21 protein-coding genes are annotated in these 26513 nt (G+C 32.7%); 13 read left to right on the forward strand and 8 right to left on the reverse strand.

Going from position 1 to position 26513, the window contains the following annotated elements:
* The first annotated feature begins 11 nt into the window (after positions 1 to 11).
* The 4 genes from H0V01_02345 to asnB (H0V01_02360) all read left to right on the forward strand — a co-directional run bounded on the left by H0V01_02345 (position 12) and on the right by asnB (H0V01_02360) (position 5073).
* Positions 12 to 884, forward strand: a complete 873-nt coding sequence (locus H0V01_02345) for an FkbM family methyltransferase (protein ID MBA2582210.1) — start codon at positions 12 to 14, stop codon at positions 882 to 884.
* Positions 885 to 1004: 120 nt separating this feature from the next.
* Complete coding sequence (locus tag H0V01_02350) at positions 1005 to 2138, forward strand: glycosyltransferase family 4 protein (GenBank protein ID MBA2582211.1); 1134 nt, start codon at positions 1005 to 1007, stop codon at positions 2136 to 2138.
* A gap of 178 nt (positions 2139 to 2316) precedes the next feature.
* Complete coding sequence (locus tag H0V01_02355) at positions 2317 to 3189, forward strand: glycosyltransferase family 2 protein (protein MBA2582212.1); 873 nt, start codon at positions 2317 to 2319, stop codon at positions 3187 to 3189.
* Positions 3190 to 3192: 3 nt separating this feature from the next.
* The gene (asnB, locus tag H0V01_02360; GenBank protein MBA2582213.1) at positions 3193 to 5073 is read left to right on the forward strand and encodes an asparagine synthase (glutamine-hydrolyzing); all 1881 of its coding nucleotides are present in this window, start codon (positions 3193 to 3195) and stop codon (positions 5071 to 5073) included.
* A gap of 22 nt (positions 5074 to 5095) precedes the next feature.
* Here asnB (H0V01_02360) and H0V01_02365 read toward each other — a convergent pair whose 3' ends face one another.
* Positions 5096 to 6421 carry a hypothetical protein gene (locus H0V01_02365; GenBank protein ID MBA2582214.1) on the reverse strand — a complete coding sequence of 442 codons (1326 nt, stop codon included), beginning with the start codon at positions 6419 to 6421 and terminating at the stop codon, positions 5096 to 5098.
* Between the two features lie 81 nt (positions 6422 to 6502).
* Here H0V01_02365 and H0V01_02370 point away from each other — a divergent pair, with 81 nt between their 5' ends.
* The 3 genes from H0V01_02370 to H0V01_02380 all read left to right on the forward strand — a co-directional run bounded on the left by H0V01_02370 (position 6503) and on the right by H0V01_02380 (position 10825).
* Positions 6503 to 7693: a glycosyltransferase family 4 protein gene (locus H0V01_02370; GenBank protein MBA2582215.1), complete on the forward strand. Its 1191-nt coding sequence runs from the start codon at positions 6503 to 6505 to the stop codon at positions 7691 to 7693.
* Entirely contained in the window at positions 7690 to 8784 is a 1095-nt protein-coding gene (locus H0V01_02375; protein ID MBA2582216.1) for a glycosyltransferase family 4 protein, read from the forward strand. Before H0V01_02370 ends, H0V01_02375 begins: the two co-directional genes overlap by 4 nt.
* 469 nt (positions 8785 to 9253) lie before the next feature.
* Positions 9254 to 10825: a gliding motility-associated C-terminal domain-containing protein gene (locus H0V01_02380; GenBank protein ID MBA2582217.1), complete on the forward strand. Its 1572-nt coding sequence runs from the start codon at positions 9254 to 9256 to the stop codon at positions 10823 to 10825.
* Positions 10826 to 11033: 208 nt separating this feature from the next.
* Here the strand turns inward: H0V01_02380 and rlmH are convergent, their stop codons facing one another.
* Positions 11034 to 11507 carry a 23S rRNA (pseudouridine(1915)-N(3))-methyltransferase RlmH gene (rlmH, locus tag H0V01_02385; GenBank protein MBA2582218.1) on the reverse strand — a complete coding sequence of 158 codons (474 nt, stop codon included), beginning with the start codon at positions 11505 to 11507 and terminating at the stop codon, positions 11034 to 11036.
* Positions 11508 to 11610: 103 nt separating this feature from the next.
* On the opposite strand from rlmH, the gene H0V01_02390 reads away from it, so the two are divergent.
* The 4 genes from H0V01_02390 to H0V01_02405 all read left to right on the forward strand — a co-directional run bounded on the left by H0V01_02390 (position 11611) and on the right by H0V01_02405 (position 17143).
* The gene (locus H0V01_02390; GenBank protein MBA2582219.1) at positions 11611 to 11997 is read left to right on the forward strand and encodes a DUF4783 domain-containing protein; all 387 of its coding nucleotides are present in this window, start codon (positions 11611 to 11613) and stop codon (positions 11995 to 11997) included.
* A 1-nt stretch (position 11998) separates the two neighbouring features.
* The gene (nadC, locus tag H0V01_02395; protein MBA2582220.1) at positions 11999 to 12844 is read left to right on the forward strand and encodes a carboxylating nicotinate-nucleotide diphosphorylase; all 846 of its coding nucleotides are present in this window, start codon (positions 11999 to 12001) and stop codon (positions 12842 to 12844) included.
* Positions 12845 to 13774, forward strand: coding sequence for a YihY/virulence factor BrkB family protein (locus H0V01_02400; protein ID MBA2582221.1), 930 nt, complete (start codon positions 12845 to 12847; stop codon positions 13772 to 13774).
* 141 nt (positions 13775 to 13915) lie between these two features.
* Complete coding sequence (locus H0V01_02405; GenBank protein ID MBA2582222.1) at positions 13916 to 17143, forward strand: M1 family metallopeptidase; 3228 nt, start codon at positions 13916 to 13918, stop codon at positions 17141 to 17143.
* Between the two features lie 90 nt (positions 17144 to 17233).
* Here the strand turns inward: H0V01_02405 and H0V01_02410 are convergent, their stop codons facing one another.
* From H0V01_02410 to H0V01_02430, 5 genes are all read right to left on the reverse strand, one after another.
* Positions 17234 to 18508: a TRAP transporter large permease gene (locus tag H0V01_02410; protein ID MBA2582223.1), complete on the reverse strand. Its 1275-nt coding sequence runs from the start codon at positions 18506 to 18508 to the stop codon at positions 17234 to 17236.
* Positions 18508 to 19041 carry a TRAP transporter small permease gene (locus H0V01_02415; protein ID MBA2582224.1) on the reverse strand — a complete coding sequence of 178 codons (534 nt, stop codon included), beginning with the start codon at positions 19039 to 19041 and terminating at the stop codon, positions 18508 to 18510. Before H0V01_02415 ends, H0V01_02410 begins: the two co-directional genes overlap by 1 nt.
* Positions 19042 to 19046: 5 nt before the next feature.
* Positions 19047 to 20042 carry a TRAP transporter substrate-binding protein DctP gene (gene dctP, locus H0V01_02420; GenBank protein MBA2582225.1) on the reverse strand — a complete coding sequence of 332 codons (996 nt, stop codon included), beginning with the start codon at positions 20040 to 20042 and terminating at the stop codon, positions 19047 to 19049.
* A 65-nt stretch (positions 20043 to 20107) separates the two neighbouring features.
* Entirely contained in the window at positions 20108 to 20947 is an 840-nt protein-coding gene (locus H0V01_02425) for a hypothetical protein (protein ID MBA2582226.1), read from the reverse strand.
* A gap of 76 nt (positions 20948 to 21023) precedes the next feature.
* A complete protein-coding gene (locus H0V01_02430) occupies positions 21024 to 22490 on the reverse strand; it encodes a polysaccharide biosynthesis C-terminal domain-containing protein (protein ID MBA2582227.1) in 1467 nt (488 codons plus the stop codon).
* Positions 22491 to 22548: 58 nt separating this feature from the next.
* Between H0V01_02430 and H0V01_02435 the strand changes: the two genes are divergently transcribed.
* A complete protein-coding gene (locus tag H0V01_02435) occupies positions 22549 to 23433 on the forward strand; it encodes an FkbM family methyltransferase (GenBank protein ID MBA2582228.1) in 885 nt (294 codons plus the stop codon).
* The gene (locus tag H0V01_02440) at positions 23433 to 24587 is read left to right on the forward strand and encodes a glycosyltransferase (GenBank protein ID MBA2582229.1); all 1155 of its coding nucleotides are present in this window, start codon (positions 23433 to 23435) and stop codon (positions 24585 to 24587) included. Before H0V01_02435 ends, H0V01_02440 begins: the two co-directional genes overlap by 1 nt.
* Positions 24588 to 24670: 83 nt before the next feature.
* Here H0V01_02440 and asnB (H0V01_02445) read toward each other — a convergent pair whose 3' ends face one another.
* Entirely contained in the window at positions 24671 to 26512 is a 1842-nt protein-coding gene (gene asnB, locus H0V01_02445) for an asparagine synthase (glutamine-hydrolyzing) (GenBank protein MBA2582230.1), read from the reverse strand.
* Between the last annotated feature and the right edge of the window lies 1 nt (position 26513).

Here is a 26513-nt window from a genome sequence, read left to right on the forward strand (position 1 = left end):
CAATAAAAATTATGGTAAAAGGAAATAAAATTTTTGATTTATTTAGAACTGTTTTAATATTTACTTCTTTGGATAGATATTATTCTCGTTTAATAAGGGGAAAAAAACACGATTCATTTATAGGTAAAATGGCTCCGAATAATTATCAATACAAAAAAGGCACATATAGAATTGCACGCCTTAATAACAACATAAAATTATCAGTTGATTTACATGACTATTTAGGCCATTACATTTATTTTGGATACAAGGACCAATCGCAAGATGCATTATTAAAATTAGTTGAGGAGAATTATAGTGTTTTGGATATCGGTACTAATATTGGAAATACTGCTTTATTATTTGCAGACAAAGTTAAAGCGGCAGGCAGAGTTATTGGCTTTGAACCAGACCCGGAAACATACCAATTATGCATGAAAAATTTAGAATTAAACAGTTTTGAAAATCTCAAGGTTCACAATATTGGATTTGGAGATAATAATTCTTCTTTTTTTATTGAAAGCCTTATAGATTCAAACATTAGTGGAAATAGGATCAACGAGAAATTAACGCAAGGGCAAAAACAGGTTAGTGTAAAAAGGTTGGATGATGTGTTTTTTGATTTTAATTTAAAAAAGGTTGATTTAGTGAAAATTGATGTAGAAGGGTACGAAATGAAAGTATTAATAGGAGCAAAAGAAACCATTCAAAAATTTAAACCAACTTTGTTTATTGAAATTGATGACAATAACCTTAGAGATCAAAAATCATCTGCTCAAGAACTTCTCGACTTTTTAGAAAAAAACAATTACACTAGTGTAGAAGCTGTATCAAACAAGCCAATTAACAGCAATTATAATTTTAAAGATTGTCATTTTGATATTATTAGTACCTCTAATTGTTAAAAAAACAGGACAAAAAAACAGTTTAATTCCCAATAATTTTATTGCAGAAAAACGCTTTAATTAATAGGAAGACAACACTTTCAAAAAAAAATGATGGATTTTTATAAAAAATCTGCTTCCATGAAAAATGATAAAATAACCGTAGTTAAAATTATTTCTGGTATTGATAAAGCATTGGCATTTGAATGGATTGCAACTTTAACATCCACGGAAAAGATTCAATTTTACTTTATTTTTTTAAATAACAAAGTTCCTCAGTTGCATCATTTCATGGTGCAAAACAATATACCATCTAATTTCATTAAATTTAGTTCAAAACTTGATTTTTTCTTTGTATTGCCCCGACTTTTTTTTATGTTGAGAAAAATAAAGCCAAGCGTAGTACATACCCATTTATATGAAGCCAACTTACTCGGAATATTTATTTCGTTTATCTTAAGGGTTCCCAAAAGAATACACACAAGGCACCATTCAACCTTTCACCACCAATATCACCCTAAACATGTTAAAATAGATCGGCTTATCAATTATCTTTCAACAGATATTATTGCAATTAGCGAAAATGTTAAACTTGTTTTAACTGATTTAGAAAAAGTTCCTGAGAAAAAAATACATTTAATACGTCATGGATTTGACCTAAAAGGGTTTAATAGTGTTTCGGAGGAACGCATAAACAAAATAAGAGAAAAGTATAACCTAAAGGATTCCATGAGACCAGTAATTGGAGTTATATCAAGATATTTGAATCTAAAAGGTATTCAATATATAATTCCTGCATTTAAAAACATTCTTGTTAAATATCCTCATGCACTACTGATTTTAGCAAACGCTAAGGGTTCATATGAAAAAGAAATAAAACTTTTATTGAAACAAATACCAACTGAGAATTACCTGGAAATAATTTTCGAAGAAGATATTTTTGCCTTATATAAAAGCTTTGATTTATTTATTCATGTCCCAATCAATAAGCAAGTCGAAGCATTTGGCCAAACATATGTAGAGGCATTAGCAGCAAAAATCCCTTCTGTGTTTACCCTTTCTGGAATAGCGCCCGAATTTATTACCCATAAACAAAATGCCCTTATTGTTGATTATGCAAATTCTGATCAAATATATAAAGCTATTGAACTTATTTTATCAGATAAAGAATTAGCAATTGATCTTACAAATAAAGGACTTATATCAATAAACCCATTTAACATTGAAAGATTTATTGATTCATTAACCCAATTGTATAGCAGTAATAACCAATAAAAAGAAAATTAATTTAAAGATTTGTTTTATTATCACACCCTTGATTGTTGGTAAATAATCCTCAGGGAAGAAAAATGGATAGCAATAAATAAAAAAACCAAAAACAGAAAATAACTAAAAATGTTCATAATCTCCATCATTGTAATAATTTTGTTGTACAAACAGTTAAATGAAATAAATGTTTTTTTCAATCATTATCCCAACTTATAATCGGGCAAGTTTTATTCAAAAGGCAATTGAATCTGCAATTAATCAAAATTTCAAGGATTTTGAAATAATTATTGTAGATGATGGGAGTATTGATAATACAGAAGAAACTGTTAAAAAAATAATTGATGAAAGAATCAGATACTTTAAAATTTCAAATAGCGAAAGGGCTGCCGCAAGAAATTATGGAGCGAAAAAGGCAAATGGAAAATTCTTGACTTTTTTAGATTCAGATGACCTTTTATATAACAACTATTTAAAAAATGCATTTGAATTGATCCAAAAAAATCCGCAAAATTCTTTTTTTCATTTGCCTTATGCCATTAAATCAAAAAACAATACAAAAAAAATATTTATTCCAAATCCTGATTCTCCACTATTTTTAGCTAAAGGGAATCCTTTAAGTTGTATTGGGATAATTGTTGAAAAGAATGCGTTTTTAGCAAAATTGTTTAACGAAAACAGGCTTTTATCAGGATCAGAAGATTGGGAATTATGGCTCAGGATTTTTTCTAAATATGGATTAATTACAGGAAATGACATTTCAGCTTGTTTGTTTAATCACAATGATAGGAGTGTTTTTAATTTCTCAGAAAAGGAATTAGTAACAAGAAAGGAATTGGCAATTAATTCTGCCTTTTCAGATATTGATGTTAAAAGAGTTTTTTCTCGTTATAGAAATACAATGGAAGCATATTGCGATTCATACATTGCGCTGCATTTAATGCTTTCTAAAAATAAAATAAGGGGATTGTTTTATTTATATAATTCAATAAAAATTTGTCCTGAAACAATCTTAACCAGAAGGTTTTTGGGAATATTAAAACACCTGATAATATCCTAACATATGTGTGGAATAACTGGATTTTATGCATTTAAGGGGAGCCTTCCGGAAGTTGATTTCAAAAAATTCAACGATCTGTTGATTCATCGGGGTCCTGATTCCCAAGGAGTTTTTTCCGATGATTCGATTTTTTTGGGTCATACCCGGTTAAGTATTCTTGATCTCTCAGCAAGTGGAAACCAGCCCATGACCTCGCATAATGGAAGGTTTGTGATGGTTTACAACGGTGAAATTTACAATTACAGGGATATTGCAAATGAAATAAAAACGCATACTTCACAAGAGGATACTATCCTTTTCAATTCATCCTCTGACACTGAAGTAATTCTGGAAGCTTTTGTTTTATGGGGCCCTGAATTTGTTCATAGATTAAATGGCATGTTTTCAATAGCAATCTATGACACCATTGATAAAGAATTATTTCTTTTCAGAGATCGGCTAGGAATAAAACCTCTTTATTACTGCTTACATGAAGATACAATTGTATTTTCCTCTGAATTAAAAGCTATTCAGTCCTTGGATTTTATCCCTAAAACACTTAACAAAGCAGCTATTTTCAATTTCCTCAATCTAGGTTACATCCCTGCTCCCCATTCCATTTACAATGAAATAAAAAAATTGCAATCCGGCTGTTATCTCAAAATAAATTCAGCAGGTTCCGAATCAATTAAGTACTGGAACCTATATTCTCAACTTACTGACGAGGTAATCCATGAGGAAAAAAAGGCTCTTATTTTATTGAGTGATCTTCTTGTAAGTTCGGTGCAATATCAATTAAAAAGCGATGTTCCGGTTGGAATTTTTTTAAGTGGTGGAATTGATTCAAGTTTAATAGCAGCTCAAGCAGCAGGTTTATCTTCCACTCAAATTAATACTTTTTCAATTGGTTTTGAAAACAATAAGAGCAATGAAACACCTTATGCCCGAAAAGTTGCCCAACAGCTTAAGACTTGCCATTCTGATCTGATTGTTTCTGAGAAAGAAGCATTTGGATATTTTGAAGAATTAACTTCAGTTTATGATGAACCTTTTTCTGATTCCTCTGCAATTCCGGCAATGATTATATCGAAATTAGCTAAAGGTTCAGTTACCGTAACACTTTCGGGAGAAGGGGGTGATGAATTGTTTTTTGGTTATGGCTCCTATAAATGGGCAGAAAGATTAGATAATTCAATAGTCCGAAATATAGGTAAGTCCTTATATCCTGTTCTAAATAAAACTAGTAACAATAGATTAAAGCGGGCTGTTAATCTATTTAATTATTCAAGTAATGCTCGAATTATGAGGCATATATTTTCTCAGGAGCAATATAATTTTTCAGATAAAGAGATTACTTCATTATTAGAAAAGAATTACAAAAACATTTCCTGGGACTTGAATGAAAACCCTTATATAAAACTAAATAAAAGGAAGTTGCAGGCATCTGAAAAACAAGCCTTATTTGATTTGGAATATTATCTGCAAGATGACCTTTTAACCAAGGTTGACAGGGCAAGCATGAAATATTCAGTTGAAACAAGGGTTCCTTTTCTTGATCATAGGGTTGTTGAATTTGCTTTAAATATTTCACCTGAATTGAAAATTAAAAATGGTGTTTCTAAATATTTATTAAAGGAAATATTGTATCAATACCTTCCTAAAGAACTATTTAACCGTCCAAAACAAGGGTTTTCTATTCCATTGGGAAAATGGTTGAAAGGGGGATTATTTAGTAATTTGATAGAAATGTATTTATCAGAAGAAACAGTGAAACATTTTGGTATTGTTAATCATCTTAAGGTAAAAGAGCTTATTTTTCGTTTTAAAAATGGGGAAGACTATTTGTACCAGAGGATTTGGTTACTTATTACCCTCCATAAGTGGTTAAAACAAAACCACAATTGAACAAAGAGTGAACTAAATTTCTTTAGTTTGGTTTTTTTGCCTTGAGATAAAAATCATTAAGAAGAAACAGACTTGCAACAAAAAATGGTATTGCCGGAATTTTCAATCGAACAAGGGAACCGAAATTGGATATGGATATGCCCACTGAAAATGCAAAGAAAAGGGAAAACAAAACTGCGAACAACATCAGGGGGTTTTTCCAGATTATACTAAAAAACCCTATAAATTTCAGCTTTATCAAAAGAAATATCGTCAGGAACATTATGTAGGTGTTCTCAAGAGCAGAAATTAACATAACAGGATTTCTAACATCTAACAATGTAGGCCGGAAATACGCTGCAAATAAAGCCTGGGGTGCTTTTAAAAACATACCTCCAATGCTTGCATCAAAATCGCCAATATCAAATGTATTACCCCCATAATAATCCTGTTTCATGTCATTCTGTGTAATGGTTGCTCTTTCCATAACACTATCCATGGCGTATAATCCAAGCAAATCACTCATTTGCAACAATGCGAAATACCCCATGGCTGAACCAATTAAAATCAAAAACGGGGATGTTAATGCAATCATTATTTTACTTTCAAATCTTGATGATATTTGATTAGACATCCAGATTAAACAACCTGGTAATAGCGCAAATAATATATAGGGTTTAATTGCTAAAATAAGCCAACTACTAATTACCAGAAAGACTATACTTTTTGCCAAATCTTCTCTTTTAATTACAGAGGTATAAAAGGCATATGTAAACCATCCAACGGCAGCTAAAGTTATTGTATCTTTTAATATGCCTGAACCCCAAAAAACAACTGAAGGAACAAACAAAATGGCAATAGCAAACTTTTTATACAGATGAGGAAATTCTGAACAAAAGACTTGATATAATTTCCAAATTCCAGTATAACACAACCAAGCCAATAAAAAGGAAGAAACTAAATAGCTTTTTAAGCCCAAAAAAACAAATGGAGTTAAAAATTTAACCACAAAAACAGCATGATAGTCACGTGGAGCATAAATAATATAACCAGTATCATAATTGAAGCATGCATTGGTTTCTATTGTATAACCAGTTGTAACAATTTCCCAAAAACAAGAGAAATTGAAATACATAAGATTAATCAGTGCCCTTGCAGAAAGAAAATAATTTAAAGTATCTCCCCCTGTATAATAAAAATTGTAAATAAGACCTAACATTAATGCCCCGAACAATTTTGCTAATAGCCCGGGGATGTAATATTGATAAATAGGATTGTGTTGATTTTTTTTTCTAATATACCAGGAAACAGCTAGAATTAAACCTAAATAAAAAGGCGTTAGTAAAACATCCCAAAAGGTAAAAACCATTTATTAATAATTTAAAGCTGTTTTTTCTACTAACAAATGTAATAGATTATTATTATTATTGTTCTTGATAATTATAAACGAATGAATATTCTCTATATTTCTTATGACGGGATGACAGACCAATTGGGTCAATCTCAAGTACTGCCATATCTTATGGGTTTGTCGGGAAAGGGATATAAAATAACTTTAATTAGCTGCGAGAAACCATCAACTTTTCAAAAAGGGAGAAAGAACATTGAATCAATTATTTCAAATAACATATTCTGGATTCCTATTCCCTATTCAAATAAATATCCGATATTTTCCCAAGCTTTAACATTTCTGAGTTTAAAAAAAAAGGTTTTTACCACCTATAAAAACCAAGGTTTTGATATTGTCCATTGCAGAAGTTATATGGTCTCTTTAATCGGTTTGGAATTGAAAAAAAAATATGGAACAAAATTCATATTTGATATGCGCGGATTTTGGGCAGATGAAAGATTGGAAGGGGATATTTGGAGGCTTTCAAATCCAATTCATAAATTCTTATATTATTATTTTAAAGAAAAAGAGAATGAATTTCTTGCTAATGCCGATCAAATAGTGAGTTTAACTCATGCTGCTAAAAGAGAAATACTGCAATGGGAAGGGTTAAACATCCCCTCAGAAAACATTTCAGTAATACCTTGCTGTACGGACCTCAATTTATTCTCAAATGATATAAATACTGAAAAATTCAAGGAATTCACTCTTACTTATCTTGGCTCATTAGGCACTTGGTATATGCTTACAGAGATGCTTGTTTTCTTTAAACATTTGTTGGTTTTTAAACCCCAGGCAAATTTTTTATTTATCACAAAAGATCCTGCTGAAAAAATTTTAATTAAAGCCAGGGAATTAAATATTCCAGAGCATTTAATAAGAATTAAACCTGCTGAGAGAAAAGAGGTTCCAGCTTTATTATCTAAAAGCCATGTTTCAATTTTTTTCATAAAACCAGTATTTTCAAAAAAAGCATCCTCACCAACAAAAATGGGAGAGATAATAGCTACAGGTATTCCATTGATTACAAATTCAGGAACCGGAGATATTGATGAAATAATTCAAGAAACAGGTTGTGGCATTGTTGTAAAAAGTTTTGAGGAAAATGAATTGAAAAAAGTTGCAGAAGAAATTGATTCACTTTTAGAAATCCCTGTTGAAAAGCTCAGAAGCACTGCTAAAGAATTGTTTTCTTTAGAAAAAGGAATCGAAACATATAACACCATTTACAAAAAGCTTGGCCTAAAATGAAAATCCTTTTTTTAACCCCCTACCCCGAAAAAGAGGCTCCTAGCCAAAGGTTCAGATTCGAGCAATACCTGGACTTTTTTGAGCAAAATGGAATTACCTGTAAAATTGAATCCTTTTTAAATAAAAAAACCTGGAGTGTTTTTTATTCTCCAGGAAATAAATTCATGAAAACATGGGGCGTTTGCATGGGAATTACAAAACGTTTTTTGCTCCTTTTTAAACTTCATCAATATGATTTGATTTTTATCCACAGGGAAACTTGTTTTATCGGTCCTGCCATTTTTGAAAAATGGTATGCTCATCTTTCCGATAAAAAAATTATCTATGATTTTGATGATTCCATCTGGCTTCATGATGTATCTGATGCCAACGAAAAACTTGGTTGGCTTAAATCACCTTCAAAAACAGCCCATATTATAAAATATTCAGGACATGTAATTGCAGGAAACAATTATTTAGCTTCTTATGCTAAAAAATTTAATGATAATGTAAGTGTTATTCCCACTACCATTGACACTTCTTACCATCATCCTTTTGTTCATGAGAATAAAAAAGGAATTACAATTGGTTGGACTGGATCTGAAACAACAGTAAGGCATTTTGAACTTATTATCCCCATACTTAAACGATTAAAGGAAAAATACGATCAAAAGGTAAATTTTCTTCTTATCTCAAATAAACCGTCAAAGACATCTGATTTAGAAATTGAATTTATTAAATGGTCTAAAGAAACAGAAATAGAGAATCTTTCAAAAATTGATATTGGAATAATGCCTTTACCTGACGATATGTGGGCAAAAGGTAAATGTGGTTTTAAGGGCCTGCAATATATGGCTCTTGAAATTCCTGCAGTAATGTCTCCTGTTGGTGTTAATGCTGAAATAATTGAAGATGGAGTAAACGGTTTCATTGCTTTAGATGATGTTCAATGGATTGAAAAACTATCTAAGCTTATCGAATCTGAAGAATTACGAAAAGAAATCGGAAGAAAAGGAAGAGAAACAGTAATCGAAAAATACTCGGTTGAATCACAAAAAGAGCGGTATTTGGAAGTATTTAATAAGGTTTTCAACCTGCCAAAAAAACTATAGAATTTCGAATTCAATTCCTATGTTGTTCTTTTTCAGGATGGTGTAGTTAAAAAAATTTTTTTAGCAATAACTAATTCAAGTAAAAGTGATTCAATTGGTTCTGAAAAATTAAGTGATTTTTTAATACAAAGCAAATGCAATCTTCTGAATCTTTTCTTTTCCAATAATTACCTTCCTTTGTTTTCCATTTTTTATTGAAGTATGTTCAATTAAGTATATCAACTTAATAAAAAGATTAAATTTGATAGATGAGAATTGAAAAAGAAAAAGTGGTTTTGATAGTTTTAATTTATGTGTATTTTTTATTACTGTTTCCAATTCTTTCGGTAATACTATTTATACAGTATGTAATGGAAATTGGGACAACCCAAATATATGGCAAGGTGGAACTTTACCTACAGCAGGAGACTCTATTTTTATCATTCACAAGGTTAAATTAACATCAAATCTTAGTTTGATCAACAATTTTTTGAGCATTTCAACTAACTCAGAGGTATGTGGACTTTTTACCCTTAATGTTGATGCTGGATCTTTTGTAATTATTAATGGGAGTGCTCGATTAAAAGGAGTTAGCATCTATGGTCAAGTGACTATCAATGGGTCCTTAGCGACAAATTCTCTTGCTGTGAATGGTTTACTAATTAATAATGGTATTTTAGTAAATGGTTGGAATGGCGTTTGTGCTGCTATAAGCAGTTCAACTATAAATGCAACGACTTGTAACAGTTATACTTCTCCTAGTGGTAATTATGTCTGGACTTCTTCAGGTATTTATATGGATACTATTTCAAGTTCTACTGGTTGTGATTCTATCCTAACTGTTAACCTGACGATCAATAATAGTAGTGTAACTGTTAATAAAATGGCTTGTAATAGCTACACTTCACCAAGTGGCAACTATATCTGGACTATTTCAGGCTCCTATATTGACACAATTCCTACTGCTTTTGGTTGTGATTCTGTCATCACTATAAACCTAACTATCAATGACAATAGTTCTGTGATTATAAATGAAACAGCTTGTGCCAGTTACTCCTCTCCTAGCGGTAATCATATTTGGACCTCCACAGGCTCTTATATTGATACTATTCCAAATAATTCAGGATGCGATTCTGTTATAACAATAAATCTAATTGTAATTGACAACAGTTTTGTGACCATTAATAAAACTGTTTGTGCCAACTACACTTCGCCAAGTAACAACTATTATTGGTCTTCTTCAGGTACTTATACTGATACTATTTCCAGTGCTTCCGGTTGTGATTCTATTATTACTGTCAACTTGACTATTAATAATGTCATTTCAACCATTAGCGTAACAGCCTGTGTCAGTTACACTTCTCCAAGTGGAAACTATATATGGACTACTTCTGGTACATTTACCGACACTATTCCAACTTCATTCGGTTGCGATTCTATCCTAATTATCAATCTGATTATTGATAATAGCCCTGTAACACTGAATGAAACGGCTTGTATAAGTTTTACTTCCCCAAGCGGAAACTATAGCTGGACATCTTCAGGAACTTATTTTGATACTATTCAAACTTCTTTAGGTTGTGATTCAATCCTAATAATCAATCTTATTATTAATAATAGCCCTGTAACAATATATAAAACGACCTGTATAAGTTTTACATCCCCAAGCGGAAGTTATACCTGGACAGCTTCAGGAACTTATTTTGATACTATTCCAACAGCTTTCGGTTGCGATTCAATTATAACTGTGGAACTTATAATTAGTGATGAGAATAAATATGATTTTCAAATACCTAATGTGTTTACACCTAATGATGATGGTATAAATGATACATTTATAATTAATTATGAAGGTGTTTTAATAAATTTAGATTTAAAAATTTATACTAGATGGGGAACCTTGATTTTTCAAGGTGGAATTGATGATTACTGGAAGGGCGATACTCCTTCGGGAAATAAATCTCCAGAAGGAGTATATTTTTATGTAGTACAATCTAAAATAGAGATTTGTGACGAAATAACTCCACATTTTTTTCAAGGCACAGTCTCTTTATTGCGATAATAATAACAAAAAAACAACTAATTAAAAAATTCTATTTTAGCATTACCTGAAAACAGGTGGCTTGAAGTGAGAACACATGCTTTTAATATTGAAGGCACCAGGGTTTGAAGAAATAAGCTCTGCTCGAGGGATTTTCGTTCCTATATGCTTGCTGTCCATATTGAAGTTTCATAATTTCATCCCCTAGCATCCTAACGGTTATATCGTATCATTCATGATGGTACTTCTCCCCTTTTAAAATACTCATGGCCCGGTACAATTGTTCAACAAAAAAAAGTCGAACCATTTGATGGGAAAAAGTCATTTTCGATAGGGATATTTTTTCATTTGCCCTATTGTAAACATCCTGTGAAAAACCAAAAGGACCGCCTGTTACAAACACAAATCTTTTTATTCCTGAATTCATTTTCTGATTTATGTAACCTGAAAAGTCAAGGGAGGAATAGTGTTTTCCATGTTCATCCAAAAGGACAACAATATCAGAAGAAGATAAATTTGCTAGTATCATCTCCCCCTCTTTTTTCTTTAATATATCAATTGAAAGGTTTTTAGCGTTTTTTATTACAGGTAGAATAAGTGTTTCAAAATTAATGTAATGCTTTAGCCTGTTTGTATAAATTAAAAAGCCTTGCTCCAGCCATTGTTCATCATTTTTTCCCACAACAATTAAAACTATATTCATTATATCAACTCAATATATTATTTTTGTACTTTCACAAAAGTAAAAGAAAACACAAGCTTTGGCTTAAAATTTGAGAAAAGAAAACGTTAAAACAGTCTTAATCATGAAAAACATTATTCTTATATCAATTTTATTTGTTTCTCATTTAACAATAAAAGCCCAAACCTTGAATTCTGAGGCTATTGCACAGGCTTTTAAATCTGGAAACGCGAAGGAACTATCCAAATATTTCAGTCCAAATGTTGAGCTTAAAGTTTTTAACAAGGAAGATGTTTACAGCAAAACACAAGCTGAAATCATAGTTAAGGATTTTTTTACAAAAAACCCTCCAAAAAATTATGTTGAAGTTCACAATGGAACCTCCAAGGCCGGAGCCCAATATATTATAGGACAACTCACTACAGCAAACGGAACCTTCAGAATCAATTATTTCCTTAAAAAAAGTAGCGATTCCTATTTTATTCAGGAACTTAGATTTGAAGAGGAATAAAATGGAGCATTTTTCTATTACGGATTTTATTAAACGTGCTTTTGAAGAAGATTCAGGGGATGGAGATCACACCTCTTTGGCATGTATTCCTTTTGAAGCAACTGGAAAAGCAAATCTTATTGTCAAGGAAGAAGGGATATTGGCAGGAATGGAACTTGCAGAACAAATATTCTTTTATGCTGATCAAAACATCCAGTTTATTCCCTATATAAAAGATGGAAGTATAATTAAACCAGGTGATATAGCGTTTTTAGTTATAGGAAAAACACAAGCTATTTTAAAAGCAGAGCGAATTGCTTTAAATTGCCTGCAAAGAATGAGTGGAATAGCAACTCAGACACGAAATATTGTCAATAAGCTTGAAGGCTTAAACACCCGCGTTTTAGATACCAGAAAAACCACACCGGGAATGCGTTATTTTGAAAAATTATCTGTTAAGGCCGGTGGAGGTGAAAATCACAGATTTGGCCTTTACGATATGATTATGATAAAAGACAACCATATTGATTATGCCGGAGGAATTAAACAGGCAATTGATTTAACACATAATTATTTAAAGAGGACAGGTAAAAATTTAAAAATCGAAATTGAAACCAGAAATTTAAATGAACTCCAACAGGTTTTAAATCAAGGAGGAATTGACAGAATAATGTTGGACAATTTTTCACCCTTGGATTTAAAAAAAGCCATTGCGATGATAAATAAAGAATATGAAACTGAAGCATCAGGAGGCATTACCGAAGAAACTATAAGGGATTATGCTTTATCAGGTGTTGATTACATTTCTATAGGTGCACTTACCCACCATATTAAGAGTCTTGATTTAAGCCTAAAGGCAATAAAATAAATGCAACAAAAAATTTTCAACTACCTAAAAGGCCTCAGAACAATTTCTGCTGCTATTGATTGGAGTAAACACCTAATCCTTCCTGGCTTTGACGGGACACCACTTTATTCTGTTATTAAGTTTTTTATTCAGGGTGTCAAAAAAAGTTCGCTAACAACCCGCGCCTCTGCTCTGGCTTTTAATTTCTTTATTGCCATTTTTCCAGGGCTCATATTTCTTTTCACACTAATTCCCTATATCCCCATTGATGATTTTCAAAATCAGTTGCTGCTTTTAATGAAAGACATTCTGCCTTACAATGCCTATGAATCAATTAAAATAACAATAGAAGATTTGGTACTCAGGCAAAGAGGAGGACTACTTTCCATTGGCTTTTTTCTTGCGGTTTATTTTGCCACCAATGGTTTTAGTTCAATGATTGATGCATTTAACAATTCCTTTTATATTGCTGAAACAAGAAGTACACTCATGCAATTTATTATTTCTGTTGCCCTTGTTTTTATTATTACGATATTAATCTTAATTGCCATTACCTTCATTGTTTTCAGCAGTTTAACTTTAAATTACCTATTAGAGAAGGGAATTTTACAGGATAACTACCATGTATCCTTGCTACATATAGGAAAATGGCTTGTAATTGTAGCCTTACTTTTCTTTTGTTTCTCCTTTATGTATTATATTGGACCGAGCAAAAAATCAAAGTTTAGATTTATTTCTGCAGGCTCCTCACTTTCCACCCTGCTTTCTATACTCACTTCTATTGGTTTTGCCTATTATGTCAATAATTTCGGACAGTACAATAAACTTTACGGTTCTATCGGAACCATTATTGTTATCCTCCTTTGGATGCAGTTTAATTCACTTATCCTGCTTATTGGTTTTGAATTGAATGCCAGCATTAAACAAGGAAGGTTAGATAGGGAGGAATAATGTATTAATTTCCCTTTATTTTACTCTATTATACCATTTCCAGGTATAATATACAGTATTTTATTTCTTTTCTTTTTGTTTTCCCTTAGATAAAAAAAAAAATTAACTTCGCCTCTGTAAATATCTTAACCCACAGGCATAATGAAGAAAATTTTACTATCCTTAGCTATAATAATAATCTTTCATACAAGTGTTTTCTCACAAACTTACGATGCCCTTCAGCCTCCTAACACTTACAGGAATGCTGACAATCCTTATTATTGGCAGAATCGAAAACCTCACCCAACATACTGGCAACAGGATGTACATTATACCATTAAGGCCAATATTGATGAGAAAACAGATATAATTACTGCTGTTGAAGAATTGGTATATTGGAATAATTCTCCGGACGAACTTAATTTTGTTTTTTTTCATCTTTTTCAAAATGCATTTCAGCCTGATTCTTATTATGATAAACTTCACAAGGAAAATAAGGTAAATCCCAAATATGGCAAATACGAAAGCCAGAGGTTAGGCACCCAAATATCGAAAATTACTGTTGATGGCAAGGAGGTTAAAACCGAATTGGATAATACAGTTTTGAAAGTTTATTTGCCAAAAGGTTTAAAAAGTGGAGAATCAATAAAGTTTAATATTGATTTTAAAACCTATTTCGACAAGGGAGGGGATGTAAGAAGAAGGATGAAAATATTTAATGCTTATGGTTACAAGCACTATGACGGAGTGCATTGGTATCCCCGAATTTCTGTTTATGATAATAAATTTGGCTGGTCGCCCGATCAACATTTAGGTAGGGAGTTTTATGGAAACTTTGGAACCTATGATGTTGAACTTACTTTTGCCAATAATTTTATTTTAGATGCCACTGGTAATTTAATAAACAGGAATGAAGTTCTTCCTTCCGAATTGCTTAAAAAGTTAGATATCCGGAATTTTAAGGATAAACCACTTTATGAAACTCCTTCAGTGATTATTCCATACGACAGCACCATAAGAAAGACCTGGAAGTTTCATGCTGAAAACGTTCATGATTTTGCTTTTACCTCTGACCCAACTTATAGAATAGGTGAAGCTGAATGGAATGGTATAAAAACTATTGCACTTGCCCAGGAGCCCCATGCATCCAGATGGCAGAATGCAGCAGAATTTGCAGCCAAAGTTATACAGGTTTATTCTGAGGATATTGGAATGTATGCCTATCCTAAAATGATTGTAGCTGATGCACAGGATGGAATGGAATATCCTATGTTGACTTTAGATGGAGGATTCGAACCTGATAATCATGGTTTATTGGCTCATGAAATAGCCCATAACTGGTTTTATGGCATGGTTGCAAGTAATGAAACCTACAGGGCTTTCATGGATGAGGGCTTTACTCAATTTCTAACCTCATGGAGCTTAAGGCGAATCGAGGGGGAGGAAATGACACTTTCGCCCCCAGCATCTCCTTATGTTAGAAAATTCAAGGAGCCAGCAAACACAATGGACAGAAATGTATATTCAGGTTATATGGCAGATGCCATACTTACATCTGATGATGCTTGCTTAAATACACATTCTGATCAATTTGGCGGAGCTTTAAGGCACGGTGGAGGATACAGGCAAGTATATTATAAAACAGCCACCATGCTTTACAACCTGCAATATGTTTTAGGGGATAGCTTGTTTTGGAATGCTATGCAACATTATTTTAACCAATGGAAATTTGCTCACCCCTATCCTGAGGACTTTCGTAATTCAATTATTAATTATACTAAAGTGGATTTGAACTGGTTTTTTGACCAGTGGTTAGAAACCACAAAAAAGATTGATTACAAAGTAAAATCTATAAAAAAGGGAGATGGGAAAGACAACTACCTGATTACTTTTAAAAGAAAAGAGAGGATGCAAATGCCTTTAGACTTTGATGTAATTGCAAAAAACGACTCTGTTTATAGTTTTCACATTCCTAATAATTGGTTTGAAAAGCAAACTACTGCTACAATTCTCCCCAGATGGATTGGATGGGATATATTACAACCAAATTACACAGCGCAGGTAAGTATTCCATGGGGAATAAAAAATATAGTAATTGATCCTACAGAAAGACTTGCAGATGTTTATATGCTAAACAACAGCAAAAAAACTCCTGTTTCTTTAAAACTTGATCATAAGATATACAATGCTCCGAGTTGGAAAAAATATGAACTTTTTGCTCGTCCGGATGTATGGTACAATGGTTATGACGGAATAAAAGCGGGTTTTCATGTAAACGGAAATTATTTTAATAAACATCATATTTTTGATTTGTCTGCCTGGTATAATACTGGCATTTTACAAAATCAGCAAATGGCCAGCCCTGCACCAAATGATTATGATTTAATTAATTTTCGTTTATCTTATAAAACTTCAATTGACAAATTAATTAAGAAAAGCAATTTCTTTTTGTCTGCTCGCTCCCTTGATGGTTTACGCATGCTTACCACTGGTGTTGAAAGATTTAACAAGCATGGGAACAACAGGGTTTATAGCTATTTTAAAACAATGGTAAGGCCTGATACAAGTGATACTTATTACCTTTTATTTCCAAATGAATGGATTCCTAATAAATTCAATAACACCATTAATTTTGGAATGGATCACAACTACTTTTATCAGAAAGGTAAAGGAATGATCAATTTGAATTTAAAAAGCTCGGCTTTTGGGGATTATGATTATTCTATACTCTCCTTAAATGTGGTAAACTACAACAAATTGGGAAAATTTGATATAAACACAAGGACTTTTGCTCAGTTTGGCGCAGCAAGATCATTGCCCAGAGAATCTGCCTTGTATTTATACGGTGCTAATCCTGAAGAATTAATGGAAAATAAATATACGCGTTCGGCAGGCATTTTCCCTCCCGAATGGGGTGGATTCGGAGTAACTACGAATCACTTCCATCATGGTGGCGGATTGAACCTGAGAGGATATTCCGGATATGTTGCTCCTGCAATAAATAATGAAACGGATTTAGTTTTGGCATACAAAGGACTTACAGGTGCGGCATTCAATATTGAAATTGAATTTGATAGATTAATTGCACTTATGCCAAGAAGGTTAAGAAATACTTTTAAAATTGATTCATATCTTTTTGCTGATGCTGGAGTGATTAATACAAACTTGCCGGGAGAAAGGCTTAGGTTTGATTACCTTAGAGCTGATGCAGGAATTGGCACAGCCCTTACTATTAAAAAATGGGGACCACTGCAAATGGTAAACCCTTTGACCATTCGCTTTGACGTTCCTTTCTTTATTAATAGAACTCCTGCAGTTGATCCAGAACCAATTGAACCTTTAGACTACATTCGATTTAGATGGGTAATTGCTGTGAGCAGGGCTTTTTAAATTATTTTATTTCTCAACAAAAGTAGCTCAAAACTCCTTTTACCATTGAGCATTTAAAATATGACAATTAAATGACAAAAACAGTTTTTGTTATTTCACTAAAGCTGCAAAATACAGCACCAAATCTGGAAATACAGTAACAAGAGCAAGGGTTAAAACCAGGCAAAGCATAAATGGAAGAGAAGCTGTTACAACCTGATTAAAGGGCTTATTGAATAAACCACTGGAAACAAAAAGATTAATTCCTATTGGAGGTGTCATATAGCCTATTTCAAGGGCGAGAATAAAAATAATACCCAAATGAATCAGGTCAACATCATAAAACAAGGCTGTTGGAACAAGTAAAGGGGCAAGAATAAGTATAGCGGAAATTACATCCATAAATAGTCCTGCTATTAAAAGAACCAAAATTGTAAGAAACAGGAACATGTATTTAGAAGTAACCATTTCAGTCATAAAATCAACAAGCATGAATGGAATATCCTGAAGGGTGAGAAAATAGTTAAAGACAGTTGCCATGGCAATTATTATAAAAATAATTCCAAGAACAATAACAGAATCATAAAGAGTTTGAACTAAATCCTTAATTTTCATTTCTCTAAACACGAACATTTCTATAATAATGGCATAAACTGCAGCTACTGCAGCGGCCTCGGTAACGGTATAAATTCCAGCATAAATACCACCAAGAATAATTACAGGCATCATAATAGCCGGTATTCCCTTGGCAAAACTAACAGCAGCAAGCCTTGCAGAAAACTTTACCGTAGGCAGATTAAGCTTAAATCCATAATAAAGACACATAATCATCAATAATACCCCTGCAATTGCACCAGGAACAATACCTGCTATGAATAATTTATTTACGTTGGCACCGGTTACCATAGCAAAAACAATAAGCGGAATGCTTGGGGGAATGAGTATACCAAGGGAACCTGAAACAGTTAATGCTCCCAGTGAAAGATTTTCGGGATAACCATTTTTTATTAATGCTGGGTACATAATTGTTCCAATTGCAATTAGGGTTACTGGGGAAGAACCGGAAATGGCGGCAAAAAATATACAAGCAATCACGCTGGCAACAGCTAAACCACCCTTCATCCATCCAAAAGTGCTTAAGGCTAAATCGATCAATCGCCCTGCTATTACTCCTCGCGCCATGATGGCCCCGGCAAAAACATACAAAGGAATTGCCAGTAACGCTGATTTATTTACTGAATCAAACATAGTTTTGGTTACAGCAAACATTGGGATATCAATATAAAGGTAAAAAAGCAGCAGGGAAATTCCACCAATGACTAAAAACAACTGGGCGCCTAAAAAAACCAGCACCAATAGGGCAACTAAAACAATTAGCAGTTCCATCAAATCATTTGTTTTTGAACTATTTCTTCTTCCTGTCTTCGCCCGGAATATACATCATACCATAAAAGACTTGAAAAGGCATATCGAATAGCAGAAAGCAAAAAACTAAGCGGTACAATGAGTATTATCCACCATATTGGAATACCCAGAACAACATCAATATCGTTCATCTCTTTACTAATTTGCATGTATTCATAGGAAAGTAAGCAAATAATAAAAAGGAAAACTGAAGCCAAAAAACAAGTAACAATATTCATTAAATATTTTGTTTTAGGCTTTACTTTGGCTTTTATAAATTCAATTTCAACATGGCGTAATTTGGATGTCGCAATTTGAAATCCAATAAAACCCAGCCATACCATCAGATAAGTAGCAAGTCGGTCAACACCGAATAAGGGTTCTTTTAATGCATACCGGGAAACAGTACCGGCAAAAACTATAACTACAATGGCAGTAATAACAGCAACAGCAAAATATTTTTCGAAAATTTCAAATTTTGCATTCGCTTTCAGGTAATAACCTGTTAAGGACATATATTCTATTTTTTAGATTGCCTGTATTTCTGAATTTCATTGTTCATGCGTTGCATAATACCTGTTCCAATCTTTTTTTCCATAATAGCATAAACGGGCTTTGTTGCTTTTTTAAACTCCTCTCTTTGGGCATCAGTAAGCCTGATTAACTTAACTCCTGAAATCTCCTCCATTGAGTTTACCATTTCTGCATCATCATCACGCACATATTTATTTGATCTTTTTTGAAGGTTTACTTTTGCAGCAGAGGCAATAATTGCAGTTTGAGCATGTGGGGGAAGTTTATCATAGAACTTCTTTGATATTACAATAGCACCTGGTTGATAAATATGATTGGATAAAGTAAAATGTTTGCTTGCAGTTGTCCAGCCTGTAGATATTGAAAAAATCGGTGTTTGATCAAAACCATCAACCATTCCTGACTTTAAAGAAACGAGAACATCCGGAGTTGAAATTGGCACAGGGGTAGCTCCAAGTGACTTGTAAAAATTAATATAAACATCTGATTCCTGGGAACGCATTTTTAATCCTTTCAAATCCTCAGGTTTTGTTATTGGTTTATGGCGTGTTCCAAAACTCCTCCAACCGTTGGATCCCCACATTACCAGCATGAGGCCTTTTTTTTCTAAAATATCAGACATGGGCTTGAACATTGCGTCCATTACATGGTCAGCTTCTGCATCAGATTCAAAAAGAAAAGGCAGTTCAAACACTTGTAATTCTGGAATTCCTAGAGCTTCTGCAAGGGCTGCGGTTGTAAATCCTCCAGCCTCAAGTGTGCCCATTGCTACACTTTTTATCATTTCAACCTCGCCTCCAAGCTGTCCACCTAAATAGGTTTTAAACTTTAAAGCCCCTTGGGCTTTACCCTCTGCATAAGTGATGTATTCATTCAAACCGGTTTCCCAGGGACTATCCTTGGGAATTACACTTCCGAATTTAACTTTGAATTCTTGGGTTGTAAAAACAACAACAACTATTAGGGCCAGGAATGTTTTCATAAACAAATAGTATTAAATAATTAATTTGAGAATAAGCAATTTTGAAATTCTCATTGCTTTTTCACTTATTCAAACAAACTTTTTTCATCTTTCAAAAGTCTTTCAGCCTTGATTTTTGCAATTGTATTTTCCGCATAAATAGCTGGATAGCCCGAAATATCAGCCGACACCACATCATTTAGCAATTTTTTAAACAACTCGCGATCCTTTATTTTGGCATGTGTGCAATAGGCTTCTGCAAATAGAATCTTTGTTTCCAAATATTCAGGAGATGCAGCAATCGCTTTTTCAAACATTTCTTTGGCTTTAATGGGATCCTGATCACCCGTTATAGTTGGGACTAAGGCATAATAACCCCCAAAAAAACGGTAAGAACCTCCGTAAAAATAGTCCGGATCCAATTCAGTTACTCTATCCCATAAATATCTAACTCTGGCCTTAGATGCCACTTTCTTAGTAAAAGGCGCAAACTTAGCCCATTTGGCTATATTTGCAGCAGTCCAATAAATAGCATCCAGATTTTCTTTGGTTACCAATTTAATTGCATCTTCCTCCTTTTTTGAAAGGTTAAAAGATTTGGCAAACATTTCAACTTGATTCATTGCTACCTCCCCAGCTTTAACGCCCTTGTCATATATTTCCAATTTTTGAACATTGTTTTCAGCATGTTCTCCTAAAAAGTAGTAAGCTCTGGATAATAAAACAGAAAGTTCATAATCATTTCCTTTTAATAAAATATCTTCAATTAAACGGATAGATTCCTCCAATTTAATTTTATCCTGTCTCTGGTTGAATAGCTCAAAGGCTTTAGCTTTGTTTGGATTATCATTTGGATTAGCCTTAGTTGGAGAATGATTTAAGGAAATCAATAAAACTAGTGTCAGAAAAATACTTTTTAAATGCATATTTGTTTGTTTTTTTTATTCAGGGTTAAAATTAATAATTAAATTTTAAAGTTAAAAGTTTAAAAAAAACGAGGCTTTATCTAAAAAAAGACTTGACAGTGTCGTTTAACTCCTTATCCACTTTCCAAAAGAACGCAAGTAGAACATAAATCAGTGTAACAAGAATAGATTTATATATTATTGTTAAAACAGCATTGGAATAAAAAGGAAGAAAATACCCAATAAAAAATACAAGGAAAATAATGCTCAAAACCTTAAGCGAGCTAAAATCAAAGGGTTGCATTTTAAATTGCTTCCAAATAAACAAATATTTTAAAAGATTGTAAATAAAACTGGAAATGGCAGTAGCCAATGCCGCTCCTTCAATACCCAAAATTGGAATTAAAACAACATTGCTTACAAAGGCAATTACAACCAATAATATCAACAGGAAAGCACCAAATTTATATTTGTCAGAATTGAAAATAATTGCAGTATTTGAACCTCCTGCCATTGTGAAAAAAGTGCCTATGCTTATAATGAGTACAACCATTCCCCCTTGTGCAAAATCAGCAGGAAGCAAAGAAAGCAGGGAACTAATATTTATATTTATTCCTATAAATAGCAATCCTCCCGCTAAAAGCATATAACGGGAGGATTTATAATAGATTTCCTGAATTTCTATTCGATTATTAACTGACAAGGCTTGTGATATTTTTGTTCCGGCTATTTTATCCAAAGCGAAAAGAGGTGCTTCTATTACTGTGGGTATAAAAGCTGCTATGGTATATATACCAACTGCCGTTAAAGGCAAAAAACGAGCAATCATTATGCTATCCAGGTATTTCAGTCCTAGAGAAGCTATTGAGGCAAAAGAGAGTAGAAATCCATATTGTAAAATCTCATTTAAGTTTTGACTTTTAACCATTTTAAAGTCAACTTTAAAACCGGGTTTGTCAATAATAAAAATGTAAATAAGCAGCAGTATTAACTGCAAGCCATAAACAAATACAAAACAAAAAACAAACTGCTCTAGGTTAAGTAGTTTAATAAAATAGGCTGCTATTACAAGAATTGTGAAAATTCTAGAAACAACATCATTGAGTACGGATGGAAAGGTGGTTCGAAACAATGAAAAAGCATAAATATTAAGCACATTTATTAATCCCAGGAACAGCGACAATGGGAATATATAATCAAAAAATTCAACAAAAAGGGCTGATTGATCAATGTACTGACCAATAAAAAAATCTCTGGAAAGATAGAGTGCAGCTGTGATTATTAAAAAACCGGCAACCGGAAAAAGCAACATAAAACCAAAATAGCCATGGTGTTTTTTCTCTGCATTCCTGAATTTAGGAAAATATTTAACAGTTATATTTCCAATGCCAAGTGGAAGAAACACAGCAATAAGGGAAGAGAAAGAAAACAAAACGCGTGTTAAGCCTATTTCTTCTGTTGTTAAAAATAGGGGCTGGAAAACAAGTAAGTTTGCAAAGCCCAGGATTATTCCAAAATAAGTAACTATTGTGTTCTGTATTCCTTGTTTTTTTATTATTCCCACAGTTCTTTTACAATTTTTTCTTACAATTGTAGTAATTATTTCCGAAGCAGTTAACTAAATGAAACAACTTATTCTTTCTTTTTTCAAATTCTATTTCAGGCATTTCCCAATTCGAAAAGGAAAAATACCTATTTTAAACCTATTAGACAGGCTTTCATTAACAAAGAACGTGTCTGCAACTGTGAAATTTGACGATAATATAAATGTAAATGTAAATCTGAATGATTGGATTCAAAAGCAAATTTATTTTTTTGGAATTTATGAGATTGAAAAAACCGAAACTTATTTTTGGAAAAAAATAATAAAACCAGGGTTTATAATCCTTGATATTGGAGCTAATATAGGATACTATAGTCTCCTTGCCTCAAAACTAACTGGAATACAAGGAAAAATATATTCATTTGAACCAGTGAAAGCAACTTTCAATAAGTTATTAAACAATATCCAGCTAAATAATTTCCAAAACATTTTTATAAATAACATTGCCATTTCTGATATTGAAGGCGAAATTGAACTATTCGTTGCTGATGATTTAAATACCGGAACTTCAAGCATTACCCTCCACCACAATTTTTCGGGTCAAAAAGAAATTGCAAAATCTTTGCCCTTAGACTCATTTGTTCAAAGCAATAAAGAAATTCATAAAATAGACTTAATCAAAATAGATGTTGAAGGAAGTGAATTTCATGTATTAAAGGGGATGAAATATGTATTATCAGAATTCCAGCCATTCATTTTAATTGAAATATTGGATGAAAAGCTGAATTTAGTAAACACGAATAAGGAAGAAGTATATGCTTACATGGAAAAATTTAACTATTTCCCTTTTGAGATAATCTCTTCAGATAAGGTTAAACCAATACTTGTTCCAAAAGAAGGTGGACTTCTATTATTCAAACACGCAAAAAAGGATTTACCTGCCGGCATCATAATAGAGAAATAATGCATGTACTTATAATTGCAAATGCATATCCTGACCAGAAGAGCAATTTGCCTGGAATATTTATTGAACAACAAGCCATTGCCCTTAAAGAAAAAGAAATTAAAATTGGGGTAATTACCGTAGAACTTAAGAAGCTAAACAAGATAGTAAAACAGCCATTTCTGGCAAAATCAGAAGAAACAGTTTATACAAGGGAAGATATTCCGGTTTTTAAAAAATCAGCATTAAATTTAACTCCATTTCTTCACTACTTTCCTAAATATTATATTCCATTAAATTCATTAAAACTTTTTGAAAAATATATTGAAAAGTATGGTAAACCTCAATTAATTCATGCTCATTTTGGGCTATGGTCAGGCTATGCAGCAATGAAAATACATGAAAAATATAAAATACCCTATATTATCACTGAGCACACCTCCTATTTTGTAGAAAAAAAATACAATGGATATGAATTAAGGGCCATATCAAAAGCCTATGATAAATCATCTGCAATAATAACAGTGAGCTCTGCTTTAAAAAAGGAAGTGATTAAAAACACACATAATAAAGAAGTAAGGATTATTCCAAATATGATTGATACTAGTTTTTTTAAACCTGATTATTCCGTAATCAAAGAAGATATGATTTTCAGTTTGGGAAACTTAATAAAAACAAAAGGGCAAGATATTCTAATAAAAGCATTTGCATTAATTGCTCCTGCAATTCCTTCATACAAACTAGTTATAGGAGGCGATGGGCCTGAGAAAGAAAATTTAATTGAATTAGCTACTCAGTTAGCTATACAAGAAAAAATAATTTTCCCAGGCAATTTAACCAGAATAGAAATTAGAAATTACTTACACAAATCAAAATGTTTTGCATTACCCAGTAAATTCGAAACATTTGGCATTGTTTATATGGAAGCCATTGCTTGTGGTGTACCTGTTGTAGCTACAAAATGTGGGGGACCAGAGGATTTCATTAACCAAAACAATGGAATTCTTTGTGAGACAGACAATATAGAAGAAATTGCCCATGCCATGAAAAGCATTTTAATGAATTTAAATTCCTACAATTTAACAGAAATGCACAGTTTTGTAAATCGAAATTATTCAAAGGAAAACATAAGTCAAATGCTAGTGAACTTATACCAAGAAAAGATTAAGGGTTAAGCGTTTATTTTGAATGTGAATATTACTCTTCTGATTTAATATTCAAAATCTGTAATTAGTCTCAGAAACTATCTAAGCAATAATTAATTATTCTTCAACCACATATTCAAAACAACTATACGCCAAACTAGTTTAGCTTTGGAATTGTCACCATCTTTATACCTTTTAATGGTTTCATAAAGACCTTTCCTTGAAAACCAATATTCAAGTTTGGAGAAATCTTCATCCAGCAAATGCTTCAAGGGGCCCCTTAACCATTTGTTTTCCCCTGGGGTTACAAAACCTTTTTTATCTTTTCTGTCTCGAATGGCATCCGGCAAAACTCCACTTAATGATTTCCGTAGAATATATTTTGTTTCTGCACCCCTAATCCTATCTTCCAATGGAAGTGAAAAGCCATATTCTACCAGTCTATGATCAAGGAATGGAACTCTTGATTCCAATGAAAAGGCCATTGAATTTCGATCTTCATAATGTAACAGAGATGGAAGGCTGGTTGAAAAAAGCAGATTATAAAAAAAATTGTCGATTTTATTTGGGTGTGCATCCAAAAGATCAATTATTCCACTCATATCTTTGAATTTACTATTCAATAAAGATTTGATTCGGTTTAATTCAAAATTAAAAACACCAGCTTCATTATGACTGGAGGTGTAAATGGATTTCAACAAAGTCATTGCAACTTCTTTGCCTGACAACCCATGTTCTTTTTTATGCAACTGAAGAAGCTTAATGGCTTTGAAAAACTCTCTATTATGGAAATGACTTCCAATAATCCGGTTAAAAGTATGCATATAACCCCCTAGGTACTCATCAGCCCCCTGCCCATCAAGCAAAACAGTAACCTTATTTTGTTTTGCAAGATTCATTACAAAATATTGTGATATCGCTGATGAGCCTGAAATTGGCGCATCCTGATGGAATAAAACCTTATTAAGGGCATCGGCCAGTTCATCATCTTTTGGAGAATAATAATAGGGCTCAATATTTTTATACTTTTTTACTAGTTCGTAAACAAAAGGTCTTTCATCAACCGCACCTGAACCTTCATAAAATATATTGAACGCTTTAATGTTTTTTTCAGGAAACATTTTGGCTGCCACAGACACTATGGAAGAACTATCAATCCCTCCACTCAGTGCTGCCCCAACTTCAACATCACTTCTGAAATGCATTTTTATAGAATCTTCAAAAAGGGATTTAAATTTTTCTTTTCTTCCTTCAAAATTGTCTTCAGAAATTATTTGCTTTTGTGATAAATCCCAGTATCGTTTAATTTCTACTTTGCCGTTTTTGAAAATCAGATTTGATGCTTCTGGCAAGGATTTTACTGATTCATAAAAGGTCTCATTCTTATAATCAACCCAACCTAATTGTAAAAGGCGAATTACCTGTCTGTTATTTATCTGGCCATCAAATAATGGGGATTTTTTAATTGCTTTTACTTCAGATGCAAAATAAAAAGCACCGGCTCCGGAAACATAATAAAAAGGCTTAATCCCAAACCTATCCCTTGAACAAAAAAGCACCCTTCTTACTTTATCCCAAATTGCAAAGGCCCACATTCCCATGAATTTTTGAACACAATCTTCTCCCCAGGCTTTATATGCTGCAAGAATTACTTCAGTGTCGGAATGTGTAGAGAATTTATAGCCAAGGCTTAAAAGCTCCTCTTTAATCTCCAGGTAATTGTAAATTTCTCCATTGAAAGAAATTACATAATCCTCATAATGTAAGGGTTGATTAGAGTTTTCGGTAAGATCAATAATACTTAGTCGGTTATGACCTTGAGTTACGGGAAACTCGCTCCAATGACCACTGAAATCAGGGCCACGGTGAGCTATAGTCATAAGCATTTCTTTAATAAGATGATCTGCTTTTGAAGTGCTTAAGGAAGTATCAATAAAGCCTGCTATTCCGCACATA

This window comes from Bacteroidota bacterium (assembly GCA_013696965.1).
In the GTDB taxonomy this organism is placed as follows: domain Bacteria; phylum Bacteroidota; class Bacteroidia; order JACCXN01; family JACCXN01; genus JACCXN01.

Coding starts and splice junctions, on each gene's coding strand:
- H0V01_02345 (MBA2582210.1), top strand. CDS start 12: ATGGTAAAAGGAAATAAAATTTTTGATTTATTTAGAACTGTTTTAATA.
- H0V01_02350 (MBA2582211.1), top strand. CDS start 1,005: ATGAAAAATGATAAAATAACCGTAGTTAAAATTATTTCTGGTATTGAT.
- H0V01_02355 (MBA2582212.1), top strand. CDS start 2,317: ATGTTTTTTTCAATCATTATCCCAACTTATAATCGGGCAAGTTTTATT.
- asnB (MBA2582213.1), top strand. CDS start 3,193: ATGTGTGGAATAACTGGATTTTATGCATTTAAGGGGAGCCTTCCGGAA.
- H0V01_02365 (MBA2582214.1), bottom strand. CDS start 6,421: ATGGTTTTTACCTTTTGGGATGTTTTACTAACGCCTTTTTATTTAGGT.
- H0V01_02370 (MBA2582215.1), top strand. CDS start 6,503: ATGAATATTCTCTATATTTCTTATGACGGGATGACAGACCAATTGGGT.
- H0V01_02375 (MBA2582216.1), top strand. CDS start 7,690: ATGAAAATCCTTTTTTTAACCCCCTACCCCGAAAAAGAGGCTCCTAGC.
- rlmH (MBA2582218.1), bottom strand. CDS start 11,507: ATGAATATAGTTTTAATTGTTGTGGGAAAAAATGATGAACAATGGCTG.
- H0V01_02390 (MBA2582219.1), top strand. CDS start 11,611: ATGAAAAACATTATTCTTATATCAATTTTATTTGTTTCTCATTTAACA.
- nadC (MBA2582220.1), top strand. CDS start 11,999: ATGGAGCATTTTTCTATTACGGATTTTATTAAACGTGCTTTTGAAGAA.
- H0V01_02400 (MBA2582221.1), top strand. CDS start 12,845: ATGCAACAAAAAATTTTCAACTACCTAAAAGGCCTCAGAACAATTTCT.
- H0V01_02405 (MBA2582222.1), top strand. CDS start 13,916: ATGAAGAAAATTTTACTATCCTTAGCTATAATAATAATCTTTCATACA.
- H0V01_02410 (MBA2582223.1), bottom strand. CDS start 18,508: ATGGAACTGCTAATTGTTTTAGTTGCCCTATTGGTGCTGGTTTTTTTA.
- H0V01_02415 (MBA2582224.1), bottom strand. CDS start 19,041: ATGTCCTTAACAGGTTATTACCTGAAAGCGAATGCAAAATTTGAAATT.
- dctP (MBA2582225.1), bottom strand. CDS start 20,042: ATGAAAACATTCCTGGCCCTAATAGTTGTTGTTGTTTTTACAACCCAA.
- H0V01_02425 (MBA2582226.1), bottom strand. CDS start 20,947: ATGCATTTAAAAAGTATTTTTCTGACACTAGTTTTATTGATTTCCTTA.
- H0V01_02435 (MBA2582228.1), top strand. CDS start 22,549: ATGAAACAACTTATTCTTTCTTTTTTCAAATTCTATTTCAGGCATTTC.
- H0V01_02440 (MBA2582229.1), top strand. CDS start 23,433: ATGCATGTACTTATAATTGCAAATGCATATCCTGACCAGAAGAGCAAT.
- asnB (MBA2582230.1), bottom strand. CDS start 26,512: ATGTGCGGAATAGCAGGCTTTATTGATACTTCCTTAAGCACTTCAAAA.